Here is an 11130-nt window from a genome sequence, read left to right as displayed (position 1 = left end):
GACGGCGTCGGCGCCCTCGGGCTACGAGCCGACGGCCTCCGCCTCCTCTCGGATGACCGGGCGGGGGTGTTCCGCGGCGATCGGGCGCGGGGGCGCCGGCGGCGGGGTCGGGGGGCCGGCCACGAACGGGCGCCACCACGGGCTCGCCGGGGCGTCCGCGGTGCCCGGCTCGAACGGCTGGCCCGGGATCGGCAGGGCGACCTGGAGGTCGAGGTGGGCGCGCATGCCCTCCTCGGGCGTCATGTGGATGTCGGGTCACAACCCGTTACTCAAAGATCACCCGAGTGATCGGCATCGCGAAGCCGCTGAAGAGGTCAAGGTCAAACAGTCTGAAGCGCTCGCGGAGCACGCCGATGCCACTCATCGGCGTCTTCCATCCCACCACGCCGGTACGCGGGTCGTGACGAGCCACGGCTACGCCTGACGGGATGGATGATCGTGGAGATTTACCGTCCAGGACGCGCTGGGTGCGGCATAACCTGGGCCTGCATCCACTCTGGGTACGTTCGGCCCATGGTACCGGGCCGCGACCATGGAATAATCGATGCTTCCCGAGCACATGAACTGGCAAATGCGAACGTACTCCGCCATGCGGCTTCCAGCACCGAACTCCTCGCCGATCCAGCAGCCGAATTCGGCTAGCCGCCGTTCCGCATCTTCGACTGTAGAAGCGGTCAGATTAATTCCCTGCTGGCGACTCAGCCCCATGAGCATGTACTTGTGCACGAAATTGTTCTCGTGATCCCCATGAGCATATTCTTTGCCATATGAGTACAGGCCATTGGCTGCCAGGAAGTGGTCAGAGACCAGATCGCGAAGAATACTACAGAGGGTCGGGTGGCGGCGCATGTCATCACTTGCGTCGAGCGCAGAGCAGTATTCGGCCAGCATCATGCACAGCGACGTGCCCATGGAACGCGTACGCAGTTCTTGATAGGCGCCAGCGCTTGGCGTGAGGGCGCCGTACGAGTTCCGCTGGAACGCGTCCACCTCACTGCGATGCCCGTGCGTGTATTCGGCGAAGCCGAGGATGATCCTGCCTCTGAACCGTGCGGTCATCCTGGCGGACATCCCTTGCCACGCATCAGCCAAAAGCAGCGGCGCTGGAAATTCCGGATCGGCGGCCGGTTGCCCGCCTTCAAGGATCAAGGGCAGGCCCTCGATCGTTTCGATCCTGTGTGACGAGTCGTGATAGTGGATGTCATCGAAAAGGAAGAGTCCTGCAGAAATTCGCCCCACGTCGAGCAGTCGTTCGACACTTGCCTCAGGAAAGGCGGCGCACGCCCACAGGACGCCATCCTTGGCGGTGATCATCCTGTGGTCGCCAGATCCGAATCCAGTGAGGCTTCCCAGCCAGTCCTGCACTTCGTCGATGATTTCACGCGTATCGGCGTGCCAGGCTGCCGGAAGTACCCTGTCGACGGCAGGAATCGTGTACCGCATGTCCGGCGTATTCATGTCTGGTTCCTCGGCGTCAAGGCGGGAGTCACTGGGATCGCGGTCTCTGGGTGCGGGCGGTAGCGCGCATGTGCAGACCGCGAGGGTGCAGGACGGCTGCCCTGGCGGGACGGACGTTTCCGCCGGAGAAGGTGCGTAGGTGCCATCGGGCGGAGATGGTGGCCAGGGAGAGGGTGGCCTCTGTGACGGCGAAAACGTCGCCGATGCATTTGCGGGCGCCGCCGCCGAACGGGATGAGCGCGGTGCGGGCCGGCTGCGCCCGGCCGGGGTCCCATCGATCGGGATCGAAACAGTCGGGGTCTCTGTAGAGGTCGCCACGGCGATGGAGGGCGTAGGCACTGTAGGCCAGGTTGGTGCCTGCGCGCAGATGGCGCCCACCAAGTTCGGTGTCTTCGCTGACCACGCGCGTGAGAAGCCAGGCTGGCGGGTACAGCCGCATGACTTCGGTGATGATTCGGCCGGTCAACGTCAGGTGCGGCATGTCGGCGTGGCGGGCGGGGCGCCCGGCCAGGACGGTGTCGACCTCGTGGTGCAGCCGGTCGGCGATGCGGGGGTGCCGGTCGAGCAGGTACAGCGCCCACGCCAAGGCGCTTGCCGTGGTCTCGGTGCCGGCGCCGAAGAAGGTGATGATCTGGTCCGCGATGTCGGAGTCGCTCAGACCGCGACCGTCGGTGTCGCGGGCGGCCAGCAGCGCCGAGAGCAGGTCGCCGCGGTCGGTGATGTCGCGGCGGCGATCGGCGATGATCCCGTCGAGCGTGGCGTGCAGGCGGGCTCGGGCGTGGCCGAAGGCGCGGTTACCGGGTGTGGGCAGCCGGTCCAGCGGCGGTGGCATCAACATTCGCCGGAAGATGCCGCCAGTGAGGGTGTTGACGTCGTCGCCCGCGTGACGCCCAGTGGTGTCGTCGACCATGTCGGAAAACAGCGTGGTGGTCGTGACGGTCGAGGTGTGCCGCAGCAACTCGGAGTAGACGTCGAGGATCTGCCCGTCGCGCCACGTGTCGGTGAGCGCGGAGATCTGCTGGGTCATCACCTCCGCATAGCCGGGCATGCGCTCGCGGGCGAAGGACGGTTGCAGCAGTCGGCGCTGGCGGCGGTGCACGGAGTACGGGCAGGTGCCCATGCCGTTGCCGAGCACTTCCCGGGCGCGCTCGAAGAACGGTCCGCCCTTGTCGAAGATCCGGTCGTGGCGTAGGACGTGATCCGTCAGGTCGGCGTCGCACACCACCACGACCGGGACCGGACCCAGACCGATGCGGACCAGATCGCCATGGGCGGGCAGGCGGGTGAGGAAACGCAGAGGATCACGCAACAAGGGCAGGGCATGCCCGAGAACGGGGAGCGCCCCCGGCGCCACAGGAATGGAGTCCGACGGTTGTCGGGTGGTCTGCGTGTTCATTGGGTCCTCACCGTGCAGGTGTGGGCGAGGTGGCGCAGCGTCGTGGTGGCCGGAGGCGGGAACGGTGCCTGGTCGAGGGCATGTTCGGCCTGTCGGCGGCAGGCTTGGATGTGGTCTTCGACCTCTGCGTGGGCGCCGGTGGCGTCCAGGACGGCGCGGATGCGGGCGGCGCCGGTTTCGGTGAGGCGGGGGCTCCCGATAAGGGTGGCCAGGGTGTGCAGTTGGGTTGGGGTCGCGCGGTGCATGGCGAGGGCTGCGAGCAGGGTGTGCTTGCCGTCGCGCAGGTCGTCGAGGTGGGATTTGCCGGTCTGCTCGGGATTGCCGTAGACGCCAAGGAGGTCGTCGACGAGTTGGAAGGCCTCGCCGACCGGGTGGGCGTAGGCGTCCAGGGCGCTGAGTGTGGTCGTGTTGGCGCCGCCGAGGGTGGCGCCGATGGCCAGGGGGTGGCGGAGGGTGTAGCGGATGATGTTGCGGCACCGTTCGATGTCGTTTGTCGGGTGTCCAGCGGCGCAGAGGTCGAGGTATTGGCCGTACACCAGCTCGGTGCGCATGGTGTCGACGATGTCGAAGGTGGCGGCCAGTTGGCCGGGGACGAGGCCGGCGGTATGGAGAAGTTCGTCGGACCAGGCCAGGGCGAGATCGCCGAGAAGGATCGCACTGTGCATGCCCAGTTGCGCGGCATCCGGGCGGCCGGAGTGGCAGTCCGCCAGGGTGCGGTGGGCAGTCGGTCTGCCGCGACGAGTGGAACTGTTGTCCATGATGTCGTCGTGGATGAGGGCGAAGGCATGGAACATCTCCAAAGCGGCCGCAACCCGCAGGACTGGGTCCGGGGCGGGGCTTGGGCCTCCGGCCGCGTACCAGCCGATCACACACAGCACTGGGCGCAGCCGTTTGCCACCGGCTAGCAGGAAGTCGCCCAGGGTGGCGGTGATCTCTTCCGGCCATGCGCGTACCGCTGCGTACTGCGTCTTGGCCTGGATGAACTCGCCAAGGATCGTGTCGACTTGGGCACGTATGCGGGTCAGGTCGATGGAGGCGTTCTCCGTTGGCAGGGCGGTCAACGGAGGCCACCTGCCTTCGCTGAATCGTCCTCGTCCTGGTCGGTCAGGCACCGGGCCTCGTCGAGCGATACGTCGACGCTCTTGGATTCGGGGAGGTGTTCGATGACTTGGCCGTGGCCGTGGATCTGGCCTTTGCCGTTGCAGCAGGACACGCCGAGGTCGGCTTCGCGGGATTCTCCGGGGCTGTTGGCGACACGGCCCATGACTGCGATGCGCGGAGGGTGAGGGAAGCCGTCCAACACGGCATCGATCCGGTTGGCGAACGGGCGGATGCCAACTCCGAGGCGGCCGCAGCCGAGACAGGGGAAGATCTCCGAGTCGGCAATCACTGCCATCGTCGACTTCGCCACCATGGCAGGCAGGGCGCCGGCGTCCTCCGCGGAAGGGACGGCGGCACGGACGATGTCGCAGCCTGTGGCAGTGATCCTGGCGAGCTGGCGGAGGATGGCATCCGCGTCGCCGGTGAGGGTGGTGGTACTGGCCTGCACCCTGACGGATGCGCCGCCGCCCACGGGTACCGATTCGACGCGCAGTTGGCTGGTGAGACGGCGCCGCGACCGAACCCGCAGTGAGGGCAGGGTGGGCGGGCCGGGATCGATCGTGGTCACCGGACACCTCCTTCCCGCCCCGCGAGAGGCCCAGCCCGGCGTCGGCGAGCCCCGCGTGCGCTATGCACAAACGTCACCCTTTGCGCTCTGTCCGGCAAGCCCCTGTGCCGGTGTGGGTTGAAGCACCCGAGCGCACGGGCACTTTGACGTACGACAAGCGCACAATTCACGCACCCGCGCACGTCGGCATCGACTGACGCCGATGCGGTGCCGTGGATGCCGGTCGAGCGCCCCTTCCACGTCGTCTGCCTACTTCGCCGCCCGGCACGTCCGCCACACAGAGAGTCTGATCCGGTACTGATATCTGGGAGCCGTAGCGCTCACCGCACCACACCGGGGCGAGTGCCGCAGACGCCCGTCATGTGCTCTCTGTCCGCAGGCCCTTCGCGGGAGCGGAGAAGAGCCGCTGTGCCGGGGCGTTGAGCGCCGCGAATCCCTCGACGATCTGCGCTGCCACGCACCAGCGCCCGTCCTGAGGGAGCCGGCGCAGACGCCAGCGGTGGAACGCCTCTCCTGTGTACTCCTGGCTTCTGGCAGCACCGGTTTCGCGTCCGCGGAGGAAGAAGCGCAACCGGGTCCTTGCGGTGAGGGATCCGGGCGCCTCCCGGTGGATGTCGAGAATCTGCAGGATCTCGTGGGACTCGTCGAAGAAGACCGAGCGTTCCCGCAGGAAGTCGCGCAGTCCTTCCTCCCCTCGCCACATGTGCCCACCCTCGAATCCGGTCTCGAAGTCCCCGGTGAGGATGCCGGTGAGCATCTCCTCCGCCGGGACGTGGGCCTGCAGCAAGGTGAAGTACTGCTCGACCGTGTCGATGAAGACGGGCTCGAGGGCATCGTCGTAATCGGGCATCCGGACTCCTTTCAGGAAGGCGCGGACGGACGGCCGTGCTGCCACCACAGCAGCATCAGCAGACCCGCCGCTCCGAGGAACGCCAGCACCGCGGTCCCGCGCAGTACGGCTTCGATCGCGGGGCCGTCGGTAGCCGCCGTGGCGGCGGAGCCGCTGGCGGCCTCCAGCACGGTGGCCGCCACCGTGACAGCCACGGCTCCCATCAGGACGAGCGAGGTCAGGACCACGCCGGAGGCGGCCCCGCGGCGCCTCTCGGGAACGTACGACTGCGTGGCCACATTGGTCAGCGCCCACCCGAGACCGACCCCGATCCCGCACACGGCGAAGACCACGGCGAACCAGCCCAGCGGCTCCACCCAGGTCAGGGCCAGCAGGGCGGCCCCGCTGGTGAGCATGCCGCCCGCCATCAGCGCCTCGGCCCGCCACCGCTGGGCGAGGGGACCAGCCCAGTAACTGGCCAGTCCTGACCCCCCGGAGAGGGCAAGGAAGACCACACCCGCCAGCAACGGGGACAGCCCCCGCACCTGCTGGAGATACATCGCGACCAGGACCGCGATCAGGGCGTAGACGACGTTCGAAAGAGACCCCGCGAAGGTGACGACGTCGAACGGCGCGTTACGGAAGAGCTGCAGATCGATCAGCGGCTCCCGTACTCGCCTCTCCACGGCCACGAAGAGTACGAGCAGCGCCCCGCCCCCCAGCAGCAGGGTGAGAGTCGGCGCCGAACCCCAGCCCCATGAGCGTCCCTGGTCGACCCCCAGCATGATGCAGGTCAGGCCCCCGGCGACGGACACCACACCCGCTATGTCCAGGCCGCGGGAGGCGCTGGTGTCCCGCGTCTCCGACACGAAACGCAGCAGCAACACCACCGCCGCCGCGCACAGCGGAACGTTGAGCAGGAACACCGCCCGCCAGGTGACGTGTTCGGCGAAGGCCCCACCGACAAACGGCCCCAGAGCCGTACCGATCGCGCTGAACGCGAGTACGGTACTCACCGCCCGCCCTTGGCGGGCATCCGGGAAGTATGCTGCCGCCAACGCCACGGCCACGGGGAAAATCAGCGCTGCCGCGGCGCCCTGCACCACCCGGGCGGTGATCAGCCAGCCCGGGTTCTGCGCCGCGGCACACACGGACGACACCACGGCGAAACTCACCAGGCCGGTGACGAGGACGCGGCGCCGGCCCCGGACATCGGCCGCGCGACCGCCGACGATCATCAGCGCTCCGAGCGCCAGCATGTAGCCGCTGACCAGCCACTGCAGATCGGTCGAGGACGTGTCGAATTCTCGCCCGATGACGGGCAGCATGAGATTGAGGGCGAACCAGTCCATCTGCACGATGAACATCGAAAGCGCTGCGGCCGCGATGACCGCGCGTTCGCTGCGTGAGAAGCGGACCGGCGCCAACTGCTCTCCGGTGCTGCGCGAAGCCATCTTTCAAGGCTGACACGGCAGGGAATCCCTCGCATCCGGGCAGGGTGCGCGGTCTGATCCTGTGCGGCTTTGTCCATCGCGCGTCGTCACCAGCCCAGGAGAGATCGCAACGCCAGGTACCGCGGGCGCCGGGTCGGGTGGCCGCGCGTCACCGCTGCCCGGCACCAATTCCCGTACATCATCACGGCCGAGAGGGGCATGGCAGCAGACGAGCCGGTCGTCATCGTTCCGTACGACACGGCCGGCTGGGAGTACGTCTACCAGCAGAACCGTGACGCCATTGAGGACCCGCCCTGTTTCTCCGCCACCGGCTGCACCGTCCACGAGCGCCCCGGCTTCTGAGCCGGTTCGTCCGGTCCATGCGTCCGCCGACAGCCAACCCCATACACCGCAGGGGGACAGAATGGCCGGGCCTCGCCGCTCACCGATCCACCGCATCAACGCCGACATCGCACTTCACCCCGACCTCAGCCCGCTGGCCCGCCTCCTCTACGTCGCGGCCGCCATCAGCGTCACCTTGCCGCTCTCCCGGGCCCGGCTCCTGGAGATCCTCGGACTCCACGATGACGCCGACCTCGCCCCGCTGTTCGCCGAACTCAAGGCGCTCGGAGTCGTACCTGAGCATCTCCGCCAGGCCCACCCCCGAGATGCCCGAGAACGAGCGCAAGCTCCGCGAACTCCTCTCGTCCATCCACGAGGCCCACAAGGCGTACTCCCCAGGGGAGCCACAGCCCATCCGCTACGCGATCGTCGCCTTGGACGGCACCCTCACCTTCGGCAACGCGCCCCTCCACCGTGGGCTGCCTGCCTCAGCTCCGCATCCGGCGTCACCGCTCGCCCGCCAGGTCCAGATCACCAGCCAGGGGCTCACTCGGCACCGGTTCCACCAGCTTCGGGCGACGCCACGGGTGCGCGATCGGACGGGCGATCGGCCGCCACCAGGGATCCACAGGCAGCGTTCCCGCGGGCTCGAAAGGCTCGCCCGGGCGCGGCAGCGCCACCGGCTGGCCCGCCTCCTCCGCGGCGTCCACCGTCCACTCCCCCGGCTCCGCCCAGGCATGGAGGGACAGGTTGAAGGTGCCCCAGTGGATCGGGAGCATCACACCGTGCGGCTTGGATCCTTGCAGGTCAAGGTGGGCTTGGACGCCCTGCTGGGGGGTCATGTGGATGTCCGGCCAGCCGCCGGGCAGAGGGGAATAGTCCGTGTGGTTCTTGGGCCAGTACTCCGAGTACGCGCCGATCTGGATCATCGTCGCGTCGAAGGGCCCGTGCTCGGCGCCGATCTCCTTGAAGCCGGGGAAGTATCCGGTGTCCCCGCTGTGGAAGATCCGGTGCTCATCGCCCGCGACCGCCCAGGAGGCCCACAGGGTGTGCTGCTGGTTGCGCAGCCCGCGTCCGCAGAAGTGCCGGGCGGGGGTCGCGGTGAGCGAGAGGCCCGCGACCTTGGTGCCCTCGTTCCAGTCCAGCTCGCGCAGCCGGTCGGCCGACACGCCCCAGCGCTCCAGGTGCGCGCCGACTCCCAGCGGGACGGCGAAGACCGTGTCCGTACCGGCCAGGGCCTTGATCGTGGGGAGGTCGAGGTGGTCGTAGTGGTCGTGCGAGATGACCACGACGTCGACCGGCCCCAGCGAGGCCAGGGGCACGGGTACGGGGTGCAGCCGCTTGGGGCCGGCGAAGGGGAAGGGGGAGCACCGCTCGCCCCACACGGGGTCGAAGAGCACCCGGCGCCCGTCGATCTCCGCGAGCACGCTGGAGTGGCCCATCCAGGTCAGCCGCAGTCCGCTCGCGGGCGGCTTCGCCAGCTCCGCGAGGGTGGTCGGGTAGACGGGGATCGGCGCGCCGGGGCTGCGCCGCAGGCGCTGTTCCTTGTGGAAGTAGATCTTGGCGAACTCCCGCATCGACCCGGAGGGGCGGGTCCGGGCGCCGACCGGGTTCTGGAAGACGCCGTCGGCGAAGTTCGGCGAGCGGCGGATCCGCTCGAGCCGGGCGCCGGACGGGTCCGCGCCGAAGGCTTCGGGCCGCAGGGCACGCAGCCGAGGACGCAGGGGACTGGAGCCGGTCAAGGCGCCTCCTGGGAGGAAGGGGTCGGGATGGCCGTCGGTCTACGACCATCCCAACGCACACGTACCCCCAAGGATTCCGCTTGCGGCCCCCGCTCCCCTCCCGCCCCGCCTACAGCGGCAGCAGATCCGGCCGCTTCGCCTCGACGTGGTCCCCGGAGGACTCCCCGCGCAGGCGCCGGCCGATCCACGGCACCAGGTGCTCGCGCGCCCACTGGATGTTGTCCCGGGTCACGTCCACCGAGCCGCGCGGCCGCTGCGGCGGCCACGGCTGATCGGGGTCGGTGGGCACCTCCAGCCCGAGCACCTGCGCGGCGCGCAGCGCGACCCGCGTGTGCCCCTCGGGCGACAGGTGCAGCCGGTCCGCGTCCCAGGCCCGCCGGTCCTGTACGGACTTCAGCGACCAGAGGTCGAGCACGGGGCAGTCGTAGCGGTCGGCGATGGCGCGGACGTGCGCGCTGTACGTCGCCACCTTGCCCCGCAGGTGCTTGAGGACCGGCACGCCCCGGGTGTCGAAGCCGGTGGTGATCATGACCTGGCCGACGGCCCCGGTGAGGTCGGCGACGGCGGCTTCGAACCGCTCCGCCACGTCGTCGGGGTCGCTGCCGGGTCGGATGATGTCGTTGCCGCCCGCGCAGAAGCTCACGAGGTCCGGGGCGAGCTCCTTGGCCCGCGGGACCTGCTCGGCCACGATCTGGTCGAGGAGCCGGCCGCGCACGGCCAGGTTCGCATAACGGAAGTCGTGCTCTTCGCGCTGATCTGCCAGGAGCACGGCGAGGCGGTCGGCCCAGCCGAGATAGGAGTCCCCCGGCCCCGGGTCCCCCACGCCTTCGGTGAAGCTGTCCCCGATCGCCGCGTACGAGCCGATGGTCTTGAGTGTCGTCGTCGTCGCTGCCACGACGCCATCCTTCACTCCCGTTACCAACCTACGCCAACGTAATGAGGGGTTGACGGACCGTGATCTATACCACCCGGGGGATAAGGAATAAGTACACGTGAGGCCGGGACCCCCCTCGGGTCCCGGCCTGACGTGTGTCCGTGCTCCGACGGCGGGTGCCGTCAGATGGTGACGCCCTTGGAGCGGAGGTAGGCGATCGGGTCGATGTCCGAGCCGTAGGACGGGCCCGTGCGGATCTCGAAGTGCAGGTGCGGGCCGGTGGAGTTGCCCGTGGAGCCGGAGAGGCCGAGGGTCTGGCCGGCCGTGACGCTCTGGCCCACCGAGACGGAGAGCGAGGACAGGTGGCCGTACTGCGAGTACTTGCCGTCCTCGTGGCGGATGACGACCTCGTTGCCGTACGAGCCGCCCCATCCGGCGGAGACCACGGTGCCCGCGCCGACGGCCTTGACGGTGGTGCCGGAGCTGGCGATGAAGTCCACGCCGGTGTGGTAGCCGGAGGACCACATGGCACCGGGGGTCTTGTACTGGGTGGAGATCCCGCCGCCCACCGGGGCCACGAAGCCCGCGGCGCTCGGGGCCTTGGCCTCGGTGGAGGTGCCGGTGCTCTTCGGCTTCTGCGCCTGCTTCGGCTGCTGGGCGGGGGCCGGTGCGGGGGCGTCCTGCTCCTCGCCGGAGGCCTCGTCGGAGGAGGCCTCGGCCGGAGCGGGGGCCTCGGCCGGAGCGGACTGGGCGGCCGGGGCGGCCTCGCCCTTGGCGCCCAGCGTCAGCTTCAGGCCGGGGTGGATGAGGGAGGGGTCGCTGCCGACGGCCTCGCGGTTGTCGGCGTACAGCTGCTCCCAGCCGCCGGACAGGTGGCGCTCGGCGGCGATCTCGGAGAGGCAGTCGCCGGGGACGACCGTGTACACGGTCGGCGCGGCCTGGAGCGCGGCCGGAACCTGCGGGGCGGCGACCGGGGCGACGGCCGGGGCCACCGCGGGGGCCGTGGCCGGGGCGCCGGCCGCGTGGGCGCCGGCGGCGCCCAGCAGCGGCAGCGCGAGGGCGGCGCCACCGGTGCCGGCGGCGGCGAAGCCGCGGGATATCGAAAGGGACTTGGGGCGGCGGTGCTTACCCTTTGCAGGCATGGCGAATTCCTCTCCGGCGCCTGCGAGGTGAGCTGTCGGGTTCGGACTGGAGATGTCCGGCCGTTCATGTGCGGAACATGTACGGCTTCACCCCTAGCCGGGCCGGAACCAAAGATCCGGATCGGCGGCCTACCTGGTTCCCCCGCTCCTGCCGCGCGCGTGAATAGTCGGGTGCGGTTCCCGGGCGGCGGCAGGATTCGGCGGTCCACCCGGATCGATCGCGAAGGTAATCGAGTTCGGCCACA

13 protein-coding genes and 1 riboswitch are annotated in these 11130 nt (G+C 69.3%); of the genes, 1 reads left to right on the top strand and 12 read right to left on the bottom strand.

Annotated features, from left to right (window positions below):
• Positions 1-21: 21 nt before the first annotated feature.
• From ACGFYU_RS28855 to ACGFYU_RS28820, 8 genes are all read right to left on the bottom strand, one after another.
• Entirely contained in the window at positions 22-243 is a 222-nt protein-coding gene (locus tag ACGFYU_RS28855; RefSeq protein ID WP_393830234.1) for a hypothetical protein, read from the bottom strand.
• Positions 244-265: 22 nt separating this feature from the next.
• On the bottom strand, positions 266-412 hold the full coding sequence (locus ACGFYU_RS28850) for a hypothetical protein (protein WP_393830233.1): 147 nt from the start codon (positions 410-412) through the stop codon (positions 266-268).
• Positions 413-414: 2 nt separating this feature from the next.
• Positions 415-1458, bottom strand: coding sequence for a hypothetical protein (locus ACGFYU_RS28845; RefSeq protein WP_393830232.1), 1044 nt, complete (start codon positions 1456-1458; stop codon positions 415-417).
• Positions 1459-1486: 28 nt separating this feature from the next.
• Entirely contained in the window at positions 1487-2854 is a 1368-nt protein-coding gene (locus tag ACGFYU_RS28840) for a cytochrome P450 (protein ID WP_393830231.1), read from the bottom strand.
• On the bottom strand, positions 2851-3915 hold the full coding sequence (locus ACGFYU_RS28835) for a polyprenyl synthetase family protein (protein WP_393830230.1): 1065 nt from the start codon (positions 3913-3915) through the stop codon (positions 2851-2853). Before ACGFYU_RS28835 ends, ACGFYU_RS28840 begins: the two co-directional genes overlap by 4 nt.
• Positions 3912-4523: a flavodoxin-dependent (E)-4-hydroxy-3-methylbut-2-enyl-diphosphate synthase gene (locus tag ACGFYU_RS28830; protein WP_393830229.1), complete on the bottom strand. Its 612-nt coding sequence runs from the start codon at positions 4521-4523 to the stop codon at positions 3912-3914. Before ACGFYU_RS28830 ends, ACGFYU_RS28835 begins: the two co-directional genes overlap by 4 nt.
• Before the next feature lie 358 nt (positions 4524-4881).
• Entirely contained in the window at positions 4882-5373 is a 492-nt protein-coding gene (locus ACGFYU_RS28825; RefSeq protein WP_393830228.1) for a hypothetical protein, read from the bottom strand.
• A gap of 11 nt (positions 5374-5384) precedes the next feature.
• Positions 5385-6806 (bottom strand): MFS transporter, encoded by a 1422-nt coding sequence (locus ACGFYU_RS28820; RefSeq protein ID WP_393830227.1) that lies wholly within the window; start codon positions 6804-6806, stop codon positions 5385-5387.
• Positions 6807-7004: 198 nt separating this feature from the next.
• Here ACGFYU_RS28820 and ACGFYU_RS28815 point away from each other — a divergent pair, with 198 nt between their 5' ends.
• A complete protein-coding gene (locus ACGFYU_RS28815) occupies positions 7005-7148 on the top strand; it encodes a hypothetical protein (protein WP_393830226.1) in 144 nt (47 codons plus the stop codon).
• A gap of 79 nt (positions 7149-7227) precedes the next feature.
• On the opposite strand, the gene ACGFYU_RS28810 is transcribed toward ACGFYU_RS28815, so the two are convergent.
• The 4 genes from ACGFYU_RS28810 to ACGFYU_RS28795 all read right to left on the bottom strand — a co-directional run bounded on the left by ACGFYU_RS28810 (position 7228) and on the right by ACGFYU_RS28795 (position 10885).
• On the bottom strand, positions 7228-7473 hold the full coding sequence (locus tag ACGFYU_RS28810) for a hypothetical protein (RefSeq protein WP_393830225.1): 246 nt from the start codon (positions 7471-7473) through the stop codon (positions 7228-7230).
• A 160-nt stretch (positions 7474-7633) separates the two neighbouring features.
• Positions 7634-8869, bottom strand: a complete 1236-nt coding sequence (locus ACGFYU_RS28805) for an MBL fold metallo-hydrolase (protein ID WP_393830224.1) — start codon at positions 8867-8869, stop codon at positions 7634-7636.
• A 109-nt stretch (positions 8870-8978) separates the two neighbouring features.
• On the bottom strand, positions 8979-9764 hold the full coding sequence (locus ACGFYU_RS28800; protein ID WP_393830223.1) for an SGNH/GDSL hydrolase family protein: 786 nt from the start codon (positions 9762-9764) through the stop codon (positions 8979-8981).
• Positions 9765-9925: 161 nt separating this feature from the next.
• Positions 9926-10885: a peptidoglycan DD-metalloendopeptidase family protein gene (locus ACGFYU_RS28795; protein ID WP_393830222.1), complete on the bottom strand. Its 960-nt coding sequence runs from the start codon at positions 10883-10885 to the stop codon at positions 9926-9928.
• Between the two features lie 4 nt (positions 10886-10889).
• A riboswitch (cyclic di-AMP (ydaO/yuaA leader) is annotated at positions 10890-11065 on the bottom strand.
• Positions 11066-11130: the final 65 nt, after the last annotated feature.

Origin of the sequence: Streptomyces sp. NPDC048337 (genome assembly GCF_043201175.1) — a bacterium.
GTDB lineage: Bacteria > Actinomycetota > Actinomycetes > Streptomycetales > Streptomycetaceae > Streptomyces.
Note: the sequence above shows the minus strand (reverse complement) of the source record. Positions and strands in the feature narration are given on the sequence as shown.